Source organism: Streptomyces sp. SCL15-4 (assembly GCF_033366695.1).
GTDB lineage: Bacteria > Actinomycetota > Actinomycetes > Streptomycetales > Streptomycetaceae > Streptomyces.
In genome coordinates this window covers 314,056-336,456 of record NZ_JAOBTQ010000001.1, presented here as the reverse complement: position 1 = coordinate 336,456, position 22,401 = coordinate 314,056, and the positions used below count along the sequence as shown (strand labels likewise).

Here is a 22,401-nt window from a genome sequence, read left to right as displayed (position 1 = left end):
GGCGGAGCGGCGAGCGTCGACATTCGGCCGACCGGTTACGGGCCGGGACCAGAGCCACGTCGGGATGTCCGGCAGCTCATGAGGCTGACGGTGCTGCGGCTGGAGCATACCCAGGCAGTGGCCGGAGCGGTGGTTCTTGTGCCGCGGTGTGCTCGCGGCCTCGGCCGGGAAGCGCCAGGCACCTTCGGTAGGAAGCGCCAGGAAACGGCGGCGACCGCGGCCGTGGCCGGTCGGTGTGCCCCTGACTCCTCCCATCGAGCCGATGCTCGCTGAGGCCCGACACCAGCTGCCGCCGGTCGATGACCTGCCCGGAGGCAGCTTCGCAGAGCAGAAGCCCGACGGGCTCCGTGCCATCGTCTTCGCCCGGAGTGACCTGGTGATGGTGCGGTCCCGCCAGGGCACGGACCTGACCGGGTCCTTCCCTGTTATTCCCGCGGCGGCCAGGGCCCTCGGCGACAGCCTCGCCCTGGACGGCGAGCTGGTCGTCCCCCGTGCGGGGTGGCTGGACTTCGGCGCACTCCAGCACCGCGCCCGCCGCCGAGGCCGCAGCGCCGAGCAGGCCGCCGTGGAGCACCCCGCCTACCTGATCACCTTCGACGTCCTGAATCAGCCGGCACCGACCTCATGCCAGTGCCCTACCGGGACAGGCGCGCACGGCTCGAATCCCGCTTCGCCACCGAAGTTCTCGACGCGTCCTTCACGTCGTGGATCAGGGCGCGTTCCCGGCGCCCGCTCGATTGACGAGGCCCTGCCCCGATTTCGGAGTAGGACCTCGGTCAAAGACGTGGAGCTGTTACGGCATACCCACGGCACTCACACCGGTACGCCCAGACCGCTCGCGAGGGCCAGCACCTGGGGCAGGATGCCGGCCACCGTGCCAGTCACGATGCCGATCACGCTGTCGATCAATCCGCCGATGACGGGTAGACCCATGAGCACTCCTTGAGGTAGGTGACGCCCATGATCGACGTGAGCCCTCCCGCTGCCGTGCCGTTGCGCCCGCGCGTTCACCCGCACGAGGGGCACGCTCTAGGCTGGACGGAGCTGACTCGGTTGTGTCATCAGGGCAAGCTCGAAGAGGTCGTCGGCGCCGGTCATCAGGTCGGTCGGCGGGGTGATCTGCGGTGTGGGTCGAGAGGGCCGCTGGGCGGCGGGGGCGGTTCCGTGGCAGGGCGGGCGGAGGGTGCGCCGACCACGTCGTCCACGGCGACGATCACCGAGTCACCGCCGAATGGAGCAAACAGCGGAGGCATGAGCGCAAACTGGGAACCCGGTGGACGTGAGTAAAACTGCACTGCTGGTCATCGACATGATCAACACCTACGGCCACAAGGACGCCGACCTGCTGCTTCCCTCGGCTCGGACGGTCGTCCCGGTCGTGACGGACCTCTTGCGGCGCGCGCGAGACCTCTCCGTACCGGTGATTTACGTGAACGACAACTTCGGTGAGTGGCGATCACACCACGGTGAGTTGCTTCAGGAGGCTCTGAACGGCCCACACGGCTCTCTGGTGGATCCCTTGAAGCCCGACGGAGACTCCCTCTTCGTGCTGAAGGCCCGCCACTCGGTCTTCTTCGAAACCCCCCTGGAGTACCTCCTGCGACAGCAGAACATCGACCAGCTGGTACTCACCGGGCAGGTGACCGAGCAGTGCGTGCTCTACTCGGCACTCGACGCCCACATCCGTCACTTCGAAGTGATCGTTCCCGAGGACGCCGTAGCGCACATTCACGAGGACCTCGCCCAGGCCGCACTACAAATGATGGAGCGGAACATGGGCGCACGCGTGTGCAGGAGCGAGGACCTGTGGAAGTGAGGTCCGGCCGCCCTCGGCTTCGCCACCGCGACTCCGGGCAGGAGGGCGTGATCTCCTCTCTCCAAGACCCGTTCCCTGTCCCCGGGGCCGTCAGCTGATCTGTTCGGCCAAGGCGAGGATGATGCCCGAGGGGCCGCGGAGGTAGCAGAGGCGGTAGATGTCCTTGTACCGCGCCACCTCGCCGATCAGTTCGGCGCCACGGGCGCGCAGGCGGGCGATGGTGTCGTCGATGTCGTCGACGGCGAACATGATCCGGTGCAGGCCCAGCGTGTTCGGCGACGGGGTGTGCGACCCGTCGCCGATCGCCGCGGGGGAGTGGTACTGCGCGAGCTCCAGCTTGCCGTGGCCGTCCGGGGTCCGCATCATGGCGATGGTGCTGCGCACTCCGTCGAGTCCGACGGCCTGATCCGCGAAGAGGCCCTCGATCCGCGCCTTGCCCTCCACCTCCATGCCCAGTTCGGAGAAGAAGGCGACAGCGGCGTCCAAGTCCTCGACAACGATCCCGACGTTGTCCATCCGCTGAAGCGTCATGGCGGTTCTCCCTCTGCGTCGCGCGGCTCTTCGAGGCCACCGGTATACCGGGGACGGAGCCGGCGGCCCAGTCCCGACACCCGTGAACGGGCCGAGATCCGGAGGTCCGCTTCCGGCTCCGCCCTCGCGGCAGATCCAGAGGGCGGCACGTGCGGTGGCGCACGAGTCGCCGGCCACCGCGCCGCCCGTGCTGATCACATCCGCGCTCGACGCCGTCCCGCAATACGGCCCGCCCGGCCCGCGCACGGGCCTCGGCGCACTTGAGGCGAGCGGCCTTCACGGCCTTCCTCGGACTCCTCGCCGGTTGCCGGCCGGTGCACCGGGTGGAAGTCCGAGCGTCCGCTCCCGGTATGCGGCACCGGAACGTCGTCTTCGGTAAAGACCCACGTCACGGGGCTGATGTGGTGGCACCACCCCGGGTGACCCTGGGGTAATCCCCCGGTTCGAATCGGTATCTGGCTGGCTGTCCCGCACAGCCGGGCACGCCGAGACTCGACGGTATGACGATTTCCGCACAGCCTCTGGCCCCGACCATGACACCCGCCGGTCCTTCCCGTGATCCCGGCGCCGGGAGTGACTTCTCCCGGCTGTCCCGGCGCATCACCGAGGCGGGACTGATGCGGCGCCGCCCCGGCTACTACGCGGTGCGGCTCGGGCTGGTCGTCGCACTGACGGCGGCGGGCTGGGGAGCGTTCCTCACGCTCGGTGACAGCTGGTGGCAGCTCGCGGTGGCCGCCTTCCTCGCGCTGATGTACGGCCAGACGGCCCTGGTGTCCCACGACTTGGCCCACCGCCAGGTGTTCCGACGCAGCCGGCCGAGCCAGACGTGGGGCCGGCTCTTCGGCAATCTGGGGATCGGCATGAGCTACGGCTGGTGGATGAACAAGCACACCCGTCACCACGCCAACCCCAACCACGAGGAACTGGACCCGGACGTCGCCCCGGACATCCTGGTGTGGTCCACCGCCCAGGCCCGCGACAGCCGCGGCCTGGCCCGCTTCATCGGCGGTCACCAGGCATGGCTGTTCTTCCCGCTGCTGACGCTGGAGGGCTTCAACCTGCACGTCGCGAGCCTGCGCGCGCTGCGCTCACCGTCCATGAAGCACCGCACACCGGAGGCCGCGCTGCTCCTGCTGCACCTCGCCGCCTATGTCTCGGCGCTGTTCCTGCTGCTGCCGCCCGGCAAGGCGGTCGCGTTCCTCGCCGTGCACCAGTGCCTCTTCGGCGTCTACCTGGGCTGCACCTTCGCCCCGAACCACAAGGGCATGCCCACGATCAGCGGCGACGAGCGGCCCGACTTCCTGCGCCGCCAGGTCCTCACCTCCCGCAACGTCCGTGGTGGCCGGTTCACCGATGTGCTGCTCGGCGGGCTCAACTACCAGATCGAGCACCACCTCTTCCCGAGCATGCCCACCCCGCATCTGCGCCGGGCCCAGGTCATCGTGCGCGCGTACTGCGCCGAGATCGGTGTGCCGTACCACGAGACCGGTCTGATCCGCTCCTACCGCGAGGCCTTGGCGCACCTGCACCGGGTGGGGGAGCCGATCAGGCGGCAGCGCAGGACGGCCCCCTGACCGCGGCACCCGTGCACGGCGACCCGGCCCCACAGCCCGCCGAGGGCACCGGGACCTCCTGCCTGACCGGCGGCGAGGCGGAAGGCGTACGCCGACGACCCGGGCGAAGACCGGCCGCCGTTCGCGGTGCCGACCGCGTCGAACCGGCCGAAGACGGACCAGGCCCCCGACGACGTGGCTGTCGCCGGCCGTGGGCTGCCGTCGCAGTAGTCACCGACCGGGCACCGGCATGCAGTTCGGCCCGGGCTCCGGCAGGCCGGGACAGGTGATCGGCACATGCGGCTGAGCGCGGTCGAATCAGTGGTCGCCGAGACTCAGCACTGCCACAGGAGCGACGCACGGCCGCACGGCGCACAGGCGAACGCGTATGCGCAGCCCGCGCCGCCGAAGTTCATGGCGGTGCTGTGATCCGGTCCTTCCTCAAGCTGAACGACGAACGGCATCGTGTCGGCACACGAGGGGCAGGAGGGGGTCTCATCGCCCTGGATCCAAGCGGGGTCCCCTCCGAGTTGCCCGAGCACCGAGGATTCAGGACGATCACTTCTCGCCGCCCAGGCTTCGCGGGCCAGGTGATAATCGTCCCCGGGCTCTTGGTGCGGCTCGACGGCGCGGACCGCGCCGAGTACGAGCAGGGCTTCCTCGGCACCATCGGGGCGGGGCAGCGGCTCGAGGCCATCCAGTGGGAAGAGCAGGGCGCGGTTTCCTCCCGAGGCCGGCTCCCAGTCGCTACACATGCCTGGGTCGTTCTGGCAGGCGAACAAGGCAAGGACTCCGAGCTTGCTCTCCGAGGCCCCCGCATCAAGGTTGTTCAGGACAACCTGGGCGAGGAACTGCATGGGACCCTCGCACGAAGCGCAGCACGGCCATTCGGTGCCAGCGGGAGCCAGGGGCACTCCACCGGTCCGGGTCAGTGGCGAGTCCGGCGAAGCCGGGCCGGCGTCGATCATCAGAGTCGTCATGGCCGGACTCTAAGCCACACCGATGACATCGCGGACTTGATGGGCCACCGCGAACTCTCCACTGCTCAGTCGTACTACCGGGCCGGCCGGGAACGGCGGCGCGCAGCGGTCGACCCGGTCACCGCCTCCCCCATGGGAGCCCCGTCCGGCGCCAGGCTCAAGGGCTGCTCGACTCCGAGTACGTGCCCAGGGCCATCGGAGTGGACGCCACGCTGACCTGCTTCGCCGCCGGGAGCGGCTGAACCGGTCAGCGTCTCGGCCATCGCACGGGAAACCGGCGCGGACCGCGCGTTCCTCTACCGCCATCGCGACCTGCTCGCCCTGGTCCACGCCGCCGCACTCGAGCCGACAGCCCAGGACCCGGCCGCGGGATCTCCGGCGAGCCGGGACCCGCGTGGTGGTGGTGAGGCTCGTAGAGGCCGTGGCAGGCCCGAGGGGGCATCGTGCGGGCCGGCCTGTTCACTTACGGGCAACACCCGGGGCGCTGACGGCGGCCTCGCGGCCGGTGCCGTTCCTTACCGTTCGGTCCATCTGCTTCGACGGAAAGGGACGGCAATGAAGCGCAAGGCGATGGCATGGGCGCTGCCCGCGTTACTGGTGGCGCTCAGCGTGGTGGGTTCCGGGGCGCCGTCCTCGGCCCGGAACGAACGGGCCGCGGCTACGACCACGGCGGTCGGCCCCCAGTACGACACCACGCACGTCTACGTGACCCCGGGCGACGTGGACGAGTTCGTCGTGAGCTGGGAGGCGACCTTCGGCGGCACACACACCGCGAAGGCCGTCACGACCGTCACCCCGACGCCCAGCAGTACCGAGTCCGAGTTGGTCCACTCGCCCGTCGGCACCCTGTCCGTCTTCGACTTCAAGACGCCCGTGCCGTATCCGTTCGGCACCGAGCGGACGGGCTGGCTCGTGCGCGACCTCGACCTGGGCGTCCGGCAGGCCCGCAAGAGTGGGGCGCAGGTCGTCGTGGCACCCTTTGACGATCCCATCGGGCGGGACGCGGTCGTCCAGTTCCCCGGCGGCGTCAACGCCCAGCTGTACTGGCACACCGAAGCCCCGTCGTACGCGCCGCTGGAGACCGTGCCGGACAACCGCGTCTACCTGACACCGGACTCGGTGGACGGGTTCCTCGGCTCCTACCTCCGGTTCACCGGAGGGCGCATCGTCTCCGACCAGCGGTCGGCGGACGCCGGCGACATCGGCCTGCCCGGGCGGACGTACCGGCGCATCGCCCTGCGCTCCCCGTTCGGCAACACCGTCGTCAGCGTCACCGACGGCCACCTTCCCTACCCGTTCGGCCGGGAGACCACCGGCTACGCGGTGCACGACCTCGCGGCCACGCTGCACAAGGCCGAGGCGGCGGGCGCGAAGGTGCTGTGGGGGCCGTACACCGCCGAAGGCCGCTCCACCGCGACGGTGCGGTTCCCGGGCGGATACGTCGCCGAACTGCACACGACGCACTGACGTCCGAGGACAGCCGGCGGCCGATCCTCGAGTCGCACTCGGAGGCACATCCTCCGTACGACCGGGGTCGCATCCGGGCATCGCGCCTGTGCGACCGGAGCCGCCATCGAGCACGAGGCCGGCGCGCCCCCGGCGACGAATCCCGAGAGCAGTGTCACCTGACCTCTTGTCAGAGCGTGCGCTTCTGCCTAGCTTTGTGCTCCGAGTCCTTGGCCCAGGGGCCCACCGGTCCCTGTCGGCCATTGCCCGCTCCTCAGCGCACGACAGACCACGGAGGCGTCACATGCCCATAGCCGTGCCGGATCTTCTGGAAGCCGACGGATTCCGCGATGCGGGTCCGCTGGAGATCGACGACGAGGCGATCGTGTTCGAGGACGACGACCGCGGCCACCTCGACCCCACGGCGTGTCTCGCCGACCCCTGGGTGACCGCCACCACCCGATTCGCCTGTGATCTGAACTCGTAGCGGTGGCCGTTTCCATCGCCGGCCGCAGCGGTTCGTGCGACGACACGTGGTCGTACCTGAACGATCCGCGGATGCCGGCGATGAAACACGGCTGGAAGCTGCACGTCTCGGCGCGTCCCGGCGACCTCGACGCCGTGATACGGCTCGTCCTGCCGGTGCTGTCCCGGCACGTCTGCCACGCGAAGTTCGCCCGCGACCCCGATACGCTGCGCCGCCTCAACTCCGGGGAGGTGAGCGCCGCAGCCGTCGGCAAGGCGATCACCGTCTACCCACTGGCCGGCACCGTGGTCGAGGTCGCCAGGGAACTCGCCGCCGTACTGCGTGACCGGGAAGGCCCGCGGGTCGTCAGCGACCGGCGGGTCGATCCGAGGGCCCCGGTCTACTACCGCTACGGCCCCTTCACGGGCGACTACCGGACCGGCCGGAGCGGACGGCTGGAATCCGTCATGGCCGGGCCGGACGGCCGGATCTTCGACGGCCTGGCCGTCGGCCGCTACCGGTGCCCGCCCTGGGCCGAGGACCCCTTCGTGAAACGCTCCGCACCACACGGTGAGGAGCCGTCCGCGCCCGGCTTCGGCGGCGGACGCTACACAATCACCACCGGCATCGCGCGCGCGGCCCGGGGCAACGTCTATCGCGCGGTCGACCGTACTTCCGGGCGGCCGGTGGTGGTCAAACAGGCGAGGGCCTTCGTGGGCGAGGACGAATCCGGTACGGACGCCCGCCACCGGCTGCGTAACGAGCGCACGGTCCTCACCGTGCTCGACGGCGTCACGGGCGTGCCCCGCGCCCTGGACTACTTCGCTCACCAGTCGGACGAGTACCTGGTGATGAGCGGTTGCGGCGACCGGGACCTGCGCAGGGAGGTCCTGCGGAACGGCCCCTACCGGGACGACGGCATCCGGCCGGCGCGCGCCCTGTCCGTCCTCGCCGCCCGGCTCTTGCGCGTCCTGGACGCGATCCACGCCCGGAACGTGGTCGTCCGCGACCTCAAGCCCGGCAACGTCGTGCTCGACGACGCCAGTCCCGGCCACTGCCACGTGATCGACTTCGGGATCAGCGAGTGGAAGGGCGCCGGCCCGGGAGGAGCGACCCCCGGATACACCGAGCCGGTTCTGCGCGCGACCGGACCGGCCGCCCCGGCCGACGACTACTACGCGCTCGGCGCGACGCTCTTCTTCGCCGCCACCGGCATGGACCCGGTGATCGTCGACACCGACCACGGGACCAACCGGGACCGGACCCTGGCCTGCCTGGCATGGGCGCTGCCCGGGCGCGCCCACCGGAAGATCCGGTCGTCGATCACCGGCCTCCTGAGCTTCGACCCGGCCGTCCGGACCGCCGCCGCCGACGGCATGCGCACCGGCACCGCCGGACCCGCACGCCGGCCCGCGCGTCCCCGGATCGACAGCGACCTGCTGGACGAGATCATCGAGCACACGACCGCGTTCTGCGTCGGCGAAGCGCAGGCGATCGTGGACCCGGTACGGGCCGCGCGGCTGAACGTCCCCACCTCCATCGACGTCTACGGCGGCAGTTCGGGACTCGGACTGGAACTCCTCCACCACGCGAACCGGCCCCACGTGCGTTCGACCGTCACCGCGTTGGCGCGGTGGACGGCGGAACAGTCGAGGAACCTGCCACCCGGCTTCTACACGGGCCGCACCGGTGTCGAACTCTTCCTCGCGGAGGCCGGGTTGGAGCCGGTGCCGGACGCGGTCGTGCGATCCCGGTACTCCGTCCTGCCGGATCGCGCGCCGGACGGCGGACCGCCGGAGGCGGACCTGATCGCGGGCGCCGCCGGAATCGGCCTCGGCCGGTTGCTGCTCGCCCGGCACGCTCTCCGGTCCGGTCACCGGCACGCCGCGGACCGGCACCTGGCCGTCGCCGCCGACTGCGACCGGATGCTGGCGTCGGACATCGCCCGGCTGACCCCGACCGGTTCGGACCGGGCCGGTGACGCCGCACTCCGCGAGGGCATCGCGCACGGCGAGGCGGGCGTCGCCTGCTTCTTGCTCGAATACGCCGGCGTGACCGGGGACCCGGACGCGGTCAGCCGCTCCGAGAAGGCCGCCGCGCATCTGGCCGCCGTGACGCCGGACATCATCGCGGCGGCCGCGGAGCCGGGGGCGACCCGCCGCTACGGCTCGTGGTGCCGGGGCCTGGCCGGCATCGGGACCGTACTCGTCCGGGCCGCCGAACGCCTCGACGAACCCGGGTACCTCGACCTCGCCCAGCGGGCCGCGCGTGCGTGTGCCGCGCTGGCACCGCGGATGCCGCTGGTCACGCAATGCTGCGGACTGGCCGGAGTGGGAGACCTGATGGTGGACGTCGCGGAGGCGACCGCGTCCGAGGAGTTCCGGGACGCGGCCGAGACCGTCGCCCTGCTCATCCTCGGCCGCAGCGGCGGCACCTGGTCCCGGCCCGTGTTCCCGGACACCGGTCTCGCCCGGTCGAGTGCCGCCTGGGCCGGCGGCTCCGCGGGCGTGCTGGCCTTCTTCAGACGGCTGCGCGACCGGGGCGGCCCGCGACTCGGCCTCGCCGCCTGACCGCTGCCACCGCCGTCGTCCGGGCAGGACCGGCCGCCCGGTCCGACCGCGCATCGCCTTGCCCGCAGAGCGTGCGCGACGAACCTTCCCGGCCTGTCCGCGCCCGCGGAGCCGGGCGGGCAGCTCCACCCATCGGCCCGCTCTCCCTCACCGCCTCGGCCGTCACCGGACCGCGCCACCCGGCCCCGCTACCGGGCTCCTAACCGTCCGGCACGTGGCCTCGTCCAGTACGCGGCCGGTTCCGTCAACCGGTCCCGGTCTTGCGTCCGTACGCGTCCTGCTTGGCCCGTCGGCGTCCGACGGGGCGAGTCCGACGTCGTGCTGTCCGGCTCACGGGCCGGTATCGGCCCCGCCGGTCCGGTTCCGCTTCCGTCCGGTGCCCGTAGGGCGATGACGGGGGAGTTCCGGGGTGGTCCGGCCCTGCCGGGAGGGCACCGCGCTGTCCGGCGGCCGCAAGCTCGGCACCGAGGCGCAGAGGTCCGCGAACGGCACCACGCGCCGGAACTCGGCCTCGGCCGCCGCACGAAGAGCGGGCCTGCCACCGGAGGCGTACGGCCGCCCGCCCACCGGCTGTACGTCCATCGTGCTCACGGCACCGGGACGAGGCGCGGCTCGGCCACGCGGGCCGCCTCGCTGCCGTACGCGCGGTCGATGCGGGCGACCAGGTCCGACGGGATCAGCTTGTACTCCTGGGTGCCGACCGACTCGAGCACGGTGGTGGCCAGGGCGCAGCCGAGCCGGGCGGCCTGCTCCTGCGGCCACCGCCACGCCGTGCCGGCGAGGAATCCGCAGCGGAAGGCGTCCCCCGCCCCCGTGGGATCGGCGATGTGGTGCGTGGCCACCGCCGGTATGCGCACGGCCGGGGCTCCCGCAGCGGCCAGGGACACGCCGTCCGCGCCCAGAGTGGTGATCCAGGTGCCGACCCGGCCGAGGAGCTGCTCCTTCGTCCAACCGGTGCGTTCCTGCAGCAGGGCGGCCTCGTACTCGTTGGTGAACAGCCAGCGCGCGCCGTCGACGAGCCGGCGCGCCTGCTCGCCGTCGAGGCGCGCGAGCTGCTGCGAGGGGTCGGCGGCGACCGGGATGCCGAGCCGGTGCGCCGTGGCGGTGTGCCGCAGCATGGCTTCGGGATCGTCGGCGCCGACCAGGACCAGGTCGGGCCGGCCGGCGCGTTCGGCGACGGCGGCGAGGTCGATGCGGGCGGCGCCGGCCATGGCGCCGGCGTAGAAGGTGGCGATCTGGTTCTGGTCCTGGTCGGTCGTGCACACGAACCGCGCGGTGTGCGCCCGTTCGTCGATGCGGACCGCGGACGTGTCGACGCCGTGGGCCCGCAGCCAGGCGTCGTACTCGGCGAAGTCGACACCGGCCGCGCCGACGAGCAGCGGGTCGAGGCCGAGCAGCCCGAGACCGAAGGCGATGTTGGCGCCGACGCCGCCCCGGCGCACTTCCAGCCGGTCGGCGAGGAAGGACAGGGAGACGCGTTCCAGCTGCTCGGTCAGCAACTGCTCGGCGAAGCGTCCGGGGAACACCATGAGGTGGTCGGTGGCTATCGAGCCGGTCACGGCGATACGCATGGGCAGCACTCCTTGGACCCGGGGCCCGGAACCGGGAAGGGAACGGCGCAGGCGGCGCGCGCCGCGCGGAAGGGCGGTGTGCGGCCGGGCGTGCCGCACACCGCGGTGCCGGGGCGGGCCGGCGTTCGGCCGTCAGCCCGCGGCCACCGCCTTGCGCAGGGCGTCGGCCCGGTCGGTGCGCTCCCAGGTGAAGTCCGGCAGCTCACGGCCGAAGTGGCCGTAGGCGGCGGTCTGCGCGTAGATCGGCCTGAGCAGGTCGAGGTCCCGGACGATCGCGGCCGGGCGGAGGTCGAACACCCGGGTGATGGCGGCCTCGATCCGCTCGACGGCGACCGCGTGCGTGCCGAAGGTCTCCACGAGCAGGCCCACCGGCTCGGCCTTGCCGATGGCGTACGCCACCTGGACCTCGCAGCGTTGGGCGAGTCCGGCCGCGACGACGTTCTTGGCGACCCAGCGCATCGCGTACGCGGCCGAGCGGTCCACCTTGGACGGGTCCTTGCCGGAGAAGGCGCCGCCGCCGTGGCGGGCCATGCCGCCGTAGGTGTCGATGATGATCTTGCGGCCGGTCAGGCCGGCGTCGCCCATCGGGCCGCCGACCTCGAACCGGCCGGTGGGGTTCACGAGCAGCCGGTGGCCCTCGGTGTCCAGCTTGATCCCGTCGTCGGCGAGCCCGGCCAGGACGTGCTCGACGACGTGCACGCGGATGTCGGGAGTGAGCAGCCCGTCCAGGTCGATGTCGCCGGCATGCTGCGTGGACACGACGACCGTGTCCAGACGCACCGGCTGGCTGCCGAGGTACTCGACGGTGACCTGGGTCTTGCCGTCGGGACGAAGATAGGGCACGGTGCCGTTCTTGCGGACCTCGGTGAGCCGGCGCGAGAGGCGGTGGGCCAGTTCGATCGGCAACGGCATCAGGCAGGGTGTCTCGGTCGTCGCGTAACCGAACATCAGGCCCTGGTCGCCCGCGCCCTGCCGGTCCAGCTCGTCGTCGTCGCCCTCGACCCGGGCCTCGTACGCGGCGTCGACACCCTGGGCGATGTCCGGGGACTGGGCGCCGATGGACACCGAGACGCCGCAGGAGGCGCCGTCGAACCCCTTGGCCGAGGAGTCGTAGCCGATGTCGAGGATCTTGTGGCGCACCAGGGACGCGATGTCGGCGTAGGCGGAGGTGGTCACCTCGCCGGCGATGTGTACCTGGCCGGTCGTGATCAGGGTCTCGATGGCGACACGCGAGGCGGGGTCCTCGCGCAGCAGCGCGTCGAGGATGGTGTCGCTGATCTGGTCGGCGATCTTGTCGGGGTGTCCCTCGGTCACGGACTCCGAGGTGAACAGGCTGCGGGACATGGCACTCCAGGACTGTGGTGGGTGGGCACGTGGCAGCCGGCGGGCGCGCGGCGGGCGTGCCGTGACGGAGCGGTGCGTCCTTCGGGCGGAACGGGTGCGGTGGGCCGGGCGGGGCGCGTCGGTGGGGAGGGTGCGCCCCGCCCGTGTGGTGCCGGGCCGGCGTCCTCGTCAGCGCGCCACCGTGCGGAACACCCAGTAGTCGGCGGGCTCTTCGGCGATGTAGTGGGCGTTCGCCAGCCGGAAGTCCAGGTGGGCCCGTTCCCGGACCGCGGGGGACTGGGCGAAGTCCGCGAAGCCCGTCTCCTCGGCGTAGCTGGCGCGGGTGGTGACCACGATCCGGCCGCCGGGCCGGGTGTACTCCAGGAGCGTGAGCAGTGCCGTCGGACGCACGTGCCCGAGAGTGAAGACGCCGCTGCTGACCACGATGTCGTACTGGTCCAGACGGTCGTCCCGCCGCGGCACCGAGAGGTCCACGCCGCCGTACACCTTCCGGTACGCACGGGTCCTGACGGCCTCGGCGGCCATGTTCTCCGACAGGTCGACGCCGTCGACGACGTAGGTGCCGAGCCGGCTCAGGAACGTGCCGACCAGACCGGTACCGCAGCCGGCGTCGAACACGGTGGTCTCCGGTGAGCCGTAGGCGGAGGCCAGCAGGTGCACGAGGTTGGCCGCGATCCGCGGTGCCACCCACTGCTGGTCGGCCAGGTCCACGTCGTACCGGGACGCCCAGTCCTCGTAGTAGTTCTTGAGTCCGGGTGCGTCGTCGAAGAAGACGTGGGACTGCTTGACGTTGGTGAAGGAGTTGCTCATGGAAGTGCCTCCTGTCGGACGGAGCCAGTGATCATGACCGTGCTTTTCCGCCTCGCCGGCTCACCGTTGGGTCACGGCGGGAACGTCCGAGGCGTCCTGGCTGTGCGTGTCGCGGCTGACGCGCAGCCGGGAGTTCCTGATGTCGAAGACCAGGTAGACGGTGATGCCGACGAGGATGAACATGGCCCCGCCGACCTCCGTCCAGGTGGGCACCCGCCGTTCCACCGGCAGGCTCAGGATCGCTCCGAAGATCGTCTCCGTGGCGAGCAGCGGACCGACCAGCGGTACCGGAATGCCCTGCGCCGCCTTGACCCAGATGTAGGTGCCCCACCACGAACCGATGACCCCGAGGAACACGCACCAGGCGATGATCTTGAACAGTGCGTACGGGGCGAAGGTCGCCTCCGGTGTGGTGGCGATGGCGAAGGGCAGCAGCACCATCGAGGCGCCGCCCGCGCCCATCGCCACCAGGGCCGCCCAGATGGTGGGGTCCGGTTTCCGTTCCCAGGTGCGCTGCGACTGGGCGTTGCGGACCACGAAGTACGACCAGGTGAGCATGGCGCCGAGGGCCAGGGCGATGCCGACGACGGAGTCGGTGGCGGTGCCGGCGCTCTTTCCCTCGATGAGGTCGGACACGCTCAGCAGGGTGATTCCGGTGAGGATGAGGACGACCGGTGCGACGAGCTCGCCCCAGGACATGCGTTTCTCGGCGAAGTTGCCGGCCACCGCGATCGTGATGGGCGACGAGCCGACGACGACGGCGGTGATGAAGCCGCTGCCCGTGGTCGCGGAGTACGAGACGCAGATGTAGAAGACGAAGTACCCGACGAAGCCGATGTACAGGCCGAACAGGATCCTGCGCAGGGGCATGAGCTTGAGCTTGTGCCGGCCGCGGCACAGGACGTAGAGGCCGCACAGGCCGAACAGGGAGTAGCGGCCGGTCACCAGGAGCAGTTCGCTCGCGGGCCGGACGGCGGCCGGCGCGACGAAGGCGAACGCCCACAGCAGCGCGGCCGTCAGCGCCGCGGCGACGTTCTTCTGTGTGCTGCCCATCAGCGTGCCCGTTCCCGTGCGTCGGCCGCACCGCCGCCGAAACCGTTCTGCGTCAGCCAGTCCGGGTTGTAGATCTTCGAGATGTACCTGGTGCCGCTGTCCGGCAGGACGGTGACGACCGTGGCCGGCCCGGTGAGCGAACGGGCCACCTGCACGGCGCCCCACACGTTCGCCCCGGAGGTGCCGCCGCAGAGCAGTCCCTCCCGTCGCGCCAGGTGGTGGCAGGTGGCGAAGGCGTCGGCGTCGGTGAATCGCAGGACGTCGTCGACGACCGAGAAGTCCATGCACTTCGCCAGATGGTCCTCGCCCGCCCCCTCCACGAAGTACGGCGCGATCTGCCCGTGGTCGACGACGCCTTCATGGAAGTACCGGTGGTAGACGGAGCCGACCGGGTCCAGCAGGACGGAGGTCACGGACGGTTTGTGCCGCTTGAGGAACCGTGAGGTCCCGGAGATGGTGCCACCGGTGCTGCCGGACGCGACGAACGCCGTCACCGACGGTCCGAGCGCCTCCCAGATCTCCGGGCCGGTCGACCGGTAGTGCGCCTCCGCGTTCAGCGGGTTGTCATACTGGTCGAGCATGAAGGAACCCGGTGTCTCGGCGTGGATGCGCCTGGCGTACGCCACATAGTGCTTCGGCGAGTCGGGCGGCGCCGAGGTCGGGCAGACATGGACCTCGGCACCCATCGCACGCAGGGTGTCCTGCTTCTCCTTGCTCACCTTGTCCGGCATCGTCAGGACCGCCCGATAGCCGCGCGCGGCCGCGATCATCGCGATGGCCGCCCCTGTGTTGCCGGAGGTGTTCTCGACGATCGTCGCGCCCGGCCGGAGCAGGCCGCGCTGCTCCGCGTCGTCCAGGATGTACCGGACGATCCGGTCCTTGATGCTGCCCCCGGGATTCATGTACTCGACCTTGGCGAAGATCCGTACATCGGCCGGCACGTCGAAGGTCTGCAGTTCGACGAGGGGGGTCGTGCCAACGAACGCGTGCATGTTCATGCCGGCTCCTTAACCGGGGTACTGCGGAACGGGATCGGACGCGGGCCTGGCGGGTGGACCGGGAGGAATCTGGTGTTCCGGCCCGCGGACCGGCGTCAGAGCGCGGAGGCGGGGATCTTGACCGAGTCGAGGACCGCCACCGTGTGCCCCACCCGCTCGCCCTTCTCGACGAGCGCCAAGGCGTCCCGGGCGGAGATCTCGTAGGGCGCCAGCTCCCGCTCCATCCGCAGCGCCCGCGCACCGGCCGCCGCGGCCGACACACCGTCGAAAGCCTCGCGCAGCACGCGCACCGGGTAGAAGTGGAACGGTCCCAGGCCCTCCCGCTCCCAGCGGGCGTACCCGCCGACGACCTCGTGCGGCTCGGACTGCACCTTCCAGGTGTAGGTCAGGATGCTGCCGTTGTAGCCGGCGGCTCCGGAGAGGGCCAGGATCTCGGAGAGCGGGATGCGCGCACCGATCGAGGACAGCGTGCGTCCGCCGACCCGCAGGAGGGCGTGCGCCTGCTGAAGCGCCAAGTAGTGCAGTGTGACGAGGTTCTTCTCGGCGAAGCCGGGGACCTCCTCGCTGCGCTGGGTGATGAAGGTCGAACTGGTCTGGCCGTCGGCGAGGTCACCGACGCCTCCCATCGGGATGTTGGGGAGGTTCTCGTAGACCACGTCGACCTCCGACAGCTTGCCGGCCAGCGGGGCGAGGAGGTCGCCGGCGCCCCCGATCAACTCGACGTCGCCGTCCAGCAGGTTGCGGCGGATGTTGTCCCGCGCGTGGCCGAGCACGTCCTCGTGGAGGTCGGTGAAGCCGACGGTCCGGGAGCGCAGGATCTCCACGGCCGCCAGGACGTCCAGGCCGGCGCCCGTACCGATGGTGCAGAACCGCGGGGCGAGGAAACCCATGTGCGCCAGCGTCTTGAACGCGGGCACGGCGACGCTCGCGACCCAGTCGGCGCGCGGGTCGTCCGCCTTCGGAAGGTAGGAGTGGTCCGAGAGTCCGAGTCCGATCGACGAGCTGATGCGGTCCGTCCTCGGGAGCCGGAAGAACTCGCGCGGCGAAACCACCAGTTCGGCTTGGTCGATGTGTACACCCATCACGGGTCTCCTTCGGCGTGGTGACGCGCTGCTGTAACGGGAACCCCCGGCTCGCGCCGCGCCGGCTGCGGCCGGCGGGCCCCGTGGTGTGGAACCGCGGTGGAGGGGACGGGGCGGCGACCGGCCGCCCTTCGCGGGGAACAGCGCCCTGCTGGGAAGTGCTTTCACTATCGGCACGTCCGGCGCAGCCGTTCAAGGGCCGCACTGTTGTCACCTGTGAGGCAACGACGGCGACACCGCGCGGACCGCGCCGGACCGGCCCCCGGGCGGGACGACGGTGATGGAGCAAGGAGCCGGGGCCCGGTAACCGGATGGCCTGAATCCGCCTGTCCTGCCCACGGGCCGTTGACACCTCAAAAAACGGCTCCCTAGCATGTATCTATACCGGTAGGTATACCTTGTTGACTCTCCCTCTCCCTTAAGGAGATGTCCGCGTGTCGTTCCGTCCGTCCGACGCATCAGTTGACGGCGCCCGCCGTGCTCCGGCCGTGCGTGCCGCAGGACCACGGCAACACCCGTGGGATGCCGGACACCCGAGAAGCCCTTCGCCTCTCGGGCGGGGAGCCGGGTCGTGAGGCCCGTCCGCACCGGCGCGGACGTCGAGCCGCAACGGGACCTCCTGGCGGCGGCCGTCCGGTCACTGAGCCGCAGCGGCCGGCTGCCGGGGACGTCCGGCAGCGTCTCGGTGGCCTCGGGCGAGGCGGTCCTGATCACGGCGGACCGGGTGCGCAAGGAGACGATGACCCGTCACGACACGGTTCTCGTCGACCCTTTCCGGGGACTGCCGCTGCTCGGTGAGACCTCATGGCCGTGCGCCGAGACACCGGTGCACCTCGCGCTCTACCGGCGGCTGCCCGGCTGCGGGGCCGTGATCCACGTACCGGCAGAGAGCGTCACGACCCTGAGCGGCCTGACCGCGGGCCCCGGCCGGAACGGGACCGACCAGGCGGCCCTCGGTGACGACGTCCTCCTCCCCAACCGCGCCACGCCGCCCCTGCCGACCGTCCTGCCGCACCGGCCCGGCACCGCGCCCGCGGACGGAGAGGCGCTCGACGTGCCCTGCGCCGACGCTCCGCCGGTGCTGCTCGTCGAGCGCGGCGGCGTGGTCGTCTGGGGCCGGGACGTCGCCGAGGCCCGCGACCGGCTGGAGCGGGCGGCGGAGTTCGGACACGCGCGTCCGCTGCGCGGCCCCGGCAGCCGGCAGCCCGCCCCGGGAAACCCGTCATGACGCTGTTGCAGGTCATGCCGGAGGACCGGCCGGAGACGGTACGGCTGCGGACCGACGACGCCGACCTCATCCGCGGCCAGTTGCTCAGGATCGGTGTCCGCCTCGCCCGCTGGCACGCCGCCCGCAGGGTGCCGGCCGACGCGGAGGACGCCGTCATCCTGCACGCCTACCGGCACCACATCGCCCACATCAGGGCGGAGGGCGGCCACTGGTCCGTCGACGTCGCGCGCATGACCGAAGCCCCGGCGGACGCGGTCCCGGACGCGACATCGCGCACGGAGCACCGCCACGACGAGGACCTGGTGCGCTTCGTCGTCGCGGGCGCCGGCTGCTTCTACCTTCATGTCGGAGGCCTGGTGCACGCGGTGCTGTGCACCCCCGGGGACCTGCTGTCCGTACCCGCCCGCACCGCCCACTGGTTCGACGCGGGAGCCCGCCCGCGGTACACCGCGATCCGCTTCCTCGCCGACCGCACCGGCGGCGAACCCCATCTCCTCCCGGACGGCATCGCCGCCCGCTTCCCTTCGTTCGACGACCTCCTCGCGACCTCTTGAGCGGTGCCACCGCCCGGTCGTGCGGGTGACCGCCCGTGACCGGCGGAGCGGCCCGACGCGGCGCCCACGCGCACCGGACGGCCGGTCGACGGCACGGCATGTCCACCGCGCCGGACCGGCTCCGCGAGGCTACGTAGACGATCCGAATGATTTCTTCTGGGGGCTTGACCGTGTTACGGCAACCAGCACAGGGCTTGACCGCCATCCAGTCCTCCCACGACGGGCCCGGCCGCGCTCCGGGCGCCGTCGCTCCCATGGCATTCGGGCAGTTGTTGCGGTCCCACCGCACACGGCGCGGGCTGTCACTCGCGCAACTCGCCGAACGGGTCCACTTCAACCGCGGCCACCTCAGCAGGATCGAGACCGGCAAACGCCCGCCCTCAGTGGGTTTCGCCGAGGCCTGCGACCGGGCGCTCGGCACGGGCGACACGTTCACCGCCATCGCGTCGGCCCTTGAGGCGGCCGCCCGCCAGCGCCAGGGCTGGGTCCGGCCCGCCCAGCTCCCGGTGGCCAAGCGGATCTTCGTGGGCCGCCGGGACCTCATGGATCGCCTGGACGAGCTGCGGCGGGGCCACGAGCGGTCCCTGGCGGTACCCGTCGCGGTCGTCCACGGTCCGCCGGGCGTGGGCAAGAGCACGCTGGCGGTCCACTGGGCACACCAGGCGGTGAGCGACGGCCACTTCGCCGACGGACAGCTCTTCGCCGACCTCCAGGGCATCGGGCCCGGTACCGCGGCCGCTCCGGTCGACGTCCTGAAGGACCTGCTCCTGGCCGTCGGCGTGCCCGCCGAACGCATACCGGCGGGACTGGGCCAGCGAGCGGCGACCTTCCGTTCCTACCTGCACGGCCGCGCGATGCTGCTGGTGCTGGACAACGCCGCGGACGCCCGGCAGGTGCTCCCCCTGCTACCCGCCTCCCCGGGTTGTGCCGTGGTGGTGACCAGCCGGACGGCCCTGCCCGGCCTCATGTGCCGGGTCGACGCCGTCTCCCTGCCCGTGACGGAGCTGTGCCCGGCCGAGTCCGCCACGCTGATCCGGTCGGCCATCGGCGAGGCGCGTGCCGACGCCGCGCCCGACGCGGTGGACGTCCTGGCCGAGCGCTGCGGACACCTGCCCCTGGCGCTCGCACTGGCCACCGAACACGTCGTCAGCCGGCAGCACCCGAGCGCCCGTCCTCTCGCCGCCGAACTCGAGTCCGAGCGCGCGCGGTTGAACCTGGCCGCCGGTGACATGACACTGCGGGACGCGTTCGACGCCTCGTACCGGACGCTGGACGAGCCGAGCGCACGGGTGTTCCGGCTGCTCGGCCGCCTTCCCGGCGGCCGGTTCGACGCGGCGGACACCGCGGCGACAGCGGGCGTCAGCAAGGACGAGGCCATGCGCCTGCTGCACCGTCTCGCCGGCGCACACCTCATCCGGCACCGCGACGAGCGCCACTACCACCTGCCCGGCCTGCTGCGCGCCTACGCCGCCGACCTGTCGCGGAGACTGGACGGAGAGCCGGAGCGCGCCGCGCCGTGCCCGGTGGACGCCCCCCGCCCGGCGCCGTCCACACGCTCCGTCTCGTCACTGGTCGCCTGAACCCGTCCCCGCCACACGGCCACACGGCCGGTCCGGCCCGCGGCGCAAGGCGCCGGTCCCGCCGCTCCGCCGGGCCGGGAGCGCCCGGTCCAGGCCGACCGAGCCGTCAGCGTCCGTCAGGGAGCGTCACCGGGTGAGCGATCGCTCCAGCAGGACGGCGGCCATCTGTTCGGCACGGTCGATCGCCTGTTCCACCGATCGCATGGACTGGGTGACGCAGGCGCCCTCGTGCAGGATCAGCACCTGCGCGGCCAGTGCCGCCGGGTCCTCGGCGCCCGCCTCGGCCGCCAGGTCCTCCAGGTACGCGAGGAGCCACGCCTTCTGGTCGCGGGCCACCTCGCGGCCCGGGTGGTTCTCGGGCAGTTCCACGGCGGCGTTGATGAAGGCACAGCCCCTGAGCTGACTGCGCTCGCGCATCCAGTCGCGCAGCGCGCCGAACGTGGCCAGGATCTTCTCGCCGGGCGGCCCGTCGTGGCTGTTGACGTGCTTCACCAGAGTCGAACGCCACAGGCCGTCACGGGCCCGCAGATAGGCGACGATCAGGTCGTCCTTCGAGCCGAAGCGGTCGTAGAGGGTCTTCTTGGTGACCTGCGCCGCCTCGGCGATCGCCTCCACGCCGACGGCGCGGATGCCCTGTTCGTAGAAGAGCCGGGACGCGGTCTCGAGAATCTTCACTCCGGCCGGGGTCAGATGCCGCCCCCCGCGCGACCTGCCGCTCCGGCCGGTGATCGTCTCGTCCTTGACAGTCACGCTCTGACACTACACCCATCGGTATGGTTAGAAAAGGTTCACAAGCGGACCCGGTCATTCCGTCAGCTCGGCTCCGGCGCCGCTCCGGGCGGGAGCGACACGTCCGCCATCGACCCGGGAACGGGGGCCGGGCCCGGTCCCCGGTTCAGGCTGTGCCGGGGACGGCGATCGGGCCGGGAACGAGTGGTTCCGGCCCGGGAAGCGGCGGGCTCGCATGTGCTGGTGACCAGGACCTTCCGACCACCGCGACACGGTCGCCGGCCGCATCGCGGTGTGAGCCCGTCCGTCATTGCCGACGCCGGAACAGAGCTGGTGTCAGAGACCACGGGTCACCAAGTGACCGGCAACGCCTCCAGGCCGCGGAAGACCAGTTCCGGCACGTAGGCGAGCGCGGACTCGTCGACGGCCAGGCGCAGTCCCGGATACCGTTTCACCACGGACCCGATCGCCACCCGCATCTCCCGGCGGGCCAATATCGCGCCGAGGCAGAAGTGCGGCCCGTGCCCGAAGGCGAGGTGTGCTGCCGGTCCCTCGCGCGTGATGTCGAAGCGGCCGGGATCCGGGTACACACCGGGGTCGCGGTTGGCCGCGACGATGACCGGCAACACCGGTTCGCCCGCCCCCAGTTCGACACCCTCCAGGGCGACGGGCTCGGTAGTGACCCGGACCTCGGCCGAGGAGAAAAGCCTGCTGTAGCGCAGTAGTTCGTCGACCGCCGGTCCGATCAGGTCCGGTGACGAGCGCAGCAGCGCGAGTTGGTCCGGGTGGCGCAGCAAGGTGAGCAACGAGTTGCCCAGCTGGTTGACGGTCGTCTCGTGGCCGGCGATCAGCAGGCCCTCGAGGTTGGCCAGCAGCTCGGGTTCGGTGAGATGGTCGCCCTCGTCGTTGGCGGCGACCATCGCCGAGATCAACCCGTTGTCCGGCCGCGCCCGCTTCTGACGCACCAGATCGGCGAGCCAGTCCTGCATCTCGCTCTGCGCGGCCCCCAGTTCTTCCGGAGTGATGTCCGTGACGAACAGCCGCCTGGTCCACCTGCGGATGGCCTCCGCCTCGGAGTAGGGCACGCCGAGCAGCTCGCAGATGACCATCAAGGGCAGTGGAGCGCAGAGACCCGCCACAAGATCCGCAGTGGGATCGAGGGAGTCGAGCAAGGAGTCCACGATCGACTGCACGCGTGGCTCGAGCTGATCGACCATGCGCGGGCTGAACGCCTGTGACATCAGCTTGCGCAGGCGGGCATGGCGCTCGCCGTCCAGGCTGGTGACCAGCAACGGGTCGGCGGCGACGGACAGTTTCAGCGGGCCGCCCGGAAGTGTGGCCGCCTCCCGGCTGAACCGGCTGTCGCTCAGGACCTGGCGCACCGCCGTGTAGGAAAGGGCGAGCCAGACGTCTGCCGGACCCATCGTCGCGAGGACGACCGGAGCCTGCGCGAGCAGAGCCTCGGCTTCGGGTTCGTTGTCGAGGTGGTGTGGTGTGGTGAAGGGGAACGTGGCCGGCATCGCTGCCTCCTGACTGGAGGTCACCAGGTCCGGGCAGCGGGTGCCGGGCGTGAACGGCCGGGACCGAGGCACGGATCGGTGACAGCTGGGTTTCATGCCGCCGGGGGCGGTGGCGCTGCGCGATCGTCTCGAGGTCGATGAGGGTCAAACGGTGCATCCGGAGCTGTCGGCGGCGCCGGTGGTCGGTTCGCTCGATCCGGGTGGTGATGGCCGTGCGGAGGTGCCGGGTGGCCGGATGACGGTCGAGGACGTTTTTCCGCGCGAGTGCGAATGGGGATTCTAGGGCCTTGACACCGGCGGCGTCGATGGTGCCCAGGAGCCCGGTCCGGTCGTGGCGGTGCGGGGCGTGGACGAACGTCCGTGACCGCACCGGCAGGCTCACCGGCGGATTCGCCGGCCGATCCGTCGGCGGACACTGCGACGGGCCGTCCGCAAGGCGCGACGCGCTTCATGGAGTACGGGACGGATCTCGCCAAGGTGCCTCTTTCGTGCGGGCATATGACGTTGTGATGTGCTTCGTTTGAGCCAGCCTTCGCCCGGCCTATGGCGATGGCGTGATGTTGCTGCCAT

At 71.3% G+C, this 22,401-nt stretch carries 19 protein-coding genes and 1 pseudogene; 10 read left to right on the top strand and 10 right to left on the bottom strand.

What is annotated here, in order from left to right; translation table 11 throughout:
• Positions 1 to 262 precede the first annotated feature (262 nt).
• A pseudogene (locus SCK26_RS01345) lies at positions 263 to 544 on the top strand (ATP-dependent DNA ligase); the annotation flags it as partial.
• A 735-nt stretch (positions 545 to 1,279) separates the two neighbouring features.
• Positions 1,280 to 1,816 carry an isochorismatase family cysteine hydrolase gene (locus SCK26_RS01340; RefSeq protein ID WP_318199354.1) on the top strand — a complete coding sequence of 179 codons (537 nt, stop codon included), beginning with the start codon at positions 1,280 to 1,282 and terminating at the stop codon, positions 1,814 to 1,816.
• Positions 1,817 to 1,906: 90 nt separating this feature from the next.
• On the opposite strand, the gene SCK26_RS01335 is transcribed toward SCK26_RS01340, so the two are convergent.
• Positions 1,907 to 2,347, bottom strand: coding sequence for a VOC family protein (locus SCK26_RS01335; RefSeq protein ID WP_318199353.1), 441 nt, complete (start codon positions 2,345 to 2,347; stop codon positions 1,907 to 1,909).
• A 500-nt stretch (positions 2,348 to 2,847) separates the two neighbouring features.
• On the opposite strand from SCK26_RS01335, the gene SCK26_RS01330 reads away from it, so the two are divergent.
• Positions 2,848 to 3,921 (top strand): acyl-CoA desaturase, encoded by a 1,074-nt coding sequence (locus SCK26_RS01330; RefSeq protein ID WP_318199352.1) that lies wholly within the window; start codon positions 2,848 to 2,850, stop codon positions 3,919 to 3,921.
• Positions 3,922 to 4,235: 314 nt separating this feature from the next.
• On the opposite strand, the gene SCK26_RS01325 is transcribed toward SCK26_RS01330, so the two are convergent.
• Positions 4,236 to 4,880, bottom strand: a complete 645-nt coding sequence (locus tag SCK26_RS01325) for a DUF1963 domain-containing protein (RefSeq protein ID WP_318199351.1) — start codon at positions 4,878 to 4,880, stop codon at positions 4,236 to 4,238.
• Positions 4,881 to 5,435: 555 nt separating this feature from the next.
• On the opposite strand from SCK26_RS01325, the gene SCK26_RS01320 reads away from it, so the two are divergent.
• The 3 genes from SCK26_RS01320 to lanL all read left to right on the top strand — a co-directional run bounded on the left by SCK26_RS01320 (position 5,436) and on the right by lanL (position 9,362).
• The gene (locus SCK26_RS01320; RefSeq protein WP_318199350.1) at positions 5,436 to 6,347 is read left to right on the top strand and encodes a glyoxalase; all 912 of its coding nucleotides are present in this window, start codon (positions 5,436 to 5,438) and stop codon (positions 6,345 to 6,347) included.
• Between the two features lie 283 nt (positions 6,348 to 6,630).
• The gene (locus tag SCK26_RS01315) at positions 6,631 to 6,813 is read left to right on the top strand and encodes an SflA family class IV lanthipeptide (RefSeq protein WP_318199349.1); all 183 of its coding nucleotides are present in this window, start codon (positions 6,631 to 6,633) and stop codon (positions 6,811 to 6,813) included.
• Between the two features lie 2 nt (positions 6,814 to 6,815).
• A complete protein-coding gene (gene lanL, locus SCK26_RS01310; RefSeq protein ID WP_318199348.1) occupies positions 6,816 to 9,362 on the top strand; it encodes a class IV lanthionine synthetase LanL in 2,547 nt (848 codons plus the stop codon).
• Positions 9,363 to 9,949: 587 nt separating this feature from the next.
• Here the strand turns inward: lanL and SCK26_RS01305 are convergent.
• The 6 genes from SCK26_RS01305 to SCK26_RS01280 form a co-directional block, all read right to left on the bottom strand.
• On the bottom strand, positions 9,950 to 10,933 hold the full coding sequence (locus SCK26_RS01305; protein ID WP_318199347.1) for a PfkB family carbohydrate kinase: 984 nt from the start codon (positions 10,931 to 10,933) through the stop codon (positions 9,950 to 9,952).
• Between the two features lie 132 nt (positions 10,934 to 11,065).
• Positions 11,066 to 12,277, bottom strand: a complete 1,212-nt coding sequence (gene metK / locus SCK26_RS01300; protein WP_318199346.1) for a methionine adenosyltransferase — start codon at positions 12,275 to 12,277, stop codon at positions 11,066 to 11,068.
• A 168-nt stretch (positions 12,278 to 12,445) separates the two neighbouring features.
• Positions 12,446 to 13,087 (bottom strand): class I SAM-dependent DNA methyltransferase, encoded by a 642-nt coding sequence (locus SCK26_RS01295; protein WP_318199345.1) that lies wholly within the window; start codon positions 13,085 to 13,087, stop codon positions 12,446 to 12,448.
• A 60-nt stretch (positions 13,088 to 13,147) separates the two neighbouring features.
• On the bottom strand, positions 13,148 to 14,140 hold the full coding sequence (locus SCK26_RS01290) for a DMT family transporter (protein ID WP_318199344.1): 993 nt from the start codon (positions 14,138 to 14,140) through the stop codon (positions 13,148 to 13,150).
• A complete protein-coding gene (locus tag SCK26_RS01285) occupies positions 14,140 to 15,132 on the bottom strand; it encodes a cysteine synthase family protein (RefSeq protein ID WP_318199343.1) in 993 nt (330 codons plus the stop codon). Before SCK26_RS01285 ends, SCK26_RS01290 begins: the two co-directional genes overlap by 1 nt.
• Before the next feature lie 101 nt (positions 15,133 to 15,233).
• A complete protein-coding gene (locus tag SCK26_RS01280) occupies positions 15,234 to 16,220 on the bottom strand; it encodes a class I SAM-dependent methyltransferase (RefSeq protein WP_318199342.1) in 987 nt (328 codons plus the stop codon).
• A gap of 571 nt (positions 16,221 to 16,791) precedes the next feature.
• On the opposite strand from SCK26_RS01280, the gene SCK26_RS01275 reads away from it, so the two are divergent.
• The 3 genes from SCK26_RS01275 to SCK26_RS01265 all read left to right on the top strand — a co-directional run bounded on the left by SCK26_RS01275 (position 16,792) and on the right by SCK26_RS01265 (position 19,582).
• Positions 16,792 to 17,448, top strand: coding sequence for a class II aldolase/adducin family protein (locus tag SCK26_RS01275; RefSeq protein ID WP_318199341.1), 657 nt, complete (start codon positions 16,792 to 16,794; stop codon positions 17,446 to 17,448).
• Positions 17,445 to 18,002 (top strand): cupin, encoded by a 558-nt coding sequence (locus SCK26_RS01270; protein WP_318199340.1) that lies wholly within the window; start codon positions 17,445 to 17,447, stop codon positions 18,000 to 18,002. Before SCK26_RS01275 ends, SCK26_RS01270 begins: the two co-directional genes overlap by 4 nt.
• A gap of 254 nt (positions 18,003 to 18,256) precedes the next feature.
• Positions 18,257 to 19,582, top strand: coding sequence for a helix-turn-helix domain-containing protein (locus tag SCK26_RS01265; protein WP_318199339.1), 1,326 nt, complete (start codon positions 18,257 to 18,259; stop codon positions 19,580 to 19,582).
• A gap of 126 nt (positions 19,583 to 19,708) precedes the next feature.
• On the opposite strand, the gene SCK26_RS01260 is transcribed toward SCK26_RS01265, so the two are convergent.
• Both SCK26_RS01260 and SCK26_RS01255 read right to left on the bottom strand, forming a co-directional pair.
• Complete coding sequence (locus tag SCK26_RS01260; RefSeq protein WP_397957134.1) at positions 19,709 to 20,257, bottom strand: TetR/AcrR family transcriptional regulator; 549 nt, start codon at positions 20,255 to 20,257, stop codon at positions 19,709 to 19,711.
• Positions 20,258 to 20,661: 404 nt separating this feature from the next.
• Positions 20,662 to 21,831 (bottom strand): cytochrome P450, encoded by a 1,170-nt coding sequence (locus tag SCK26_RS01255; protein WP_318199337.1) that lies wholly within the window; start codon positions 21,829 to 21,831, stop codon positions 20,662 to 20,664.
• A gap of 109 nt (positions 21,832 to 21,940) precedes the next feature.
• Between SCK26_RS01255 and SCK26_RS01250 the strand changes: the two genes are divergently transcribed.
• A complete protein-coding gene (locus tag SCK26_RS01250; protein ID WP_318199336.1) occupies positions 21,941 to 22,114 on the top strand; it encodes a hypothetical protein in 174 nt (57 codons plus the stop codon).
• Positions 22,115 to 22,401: the final 287 nt, after the last annotated feature.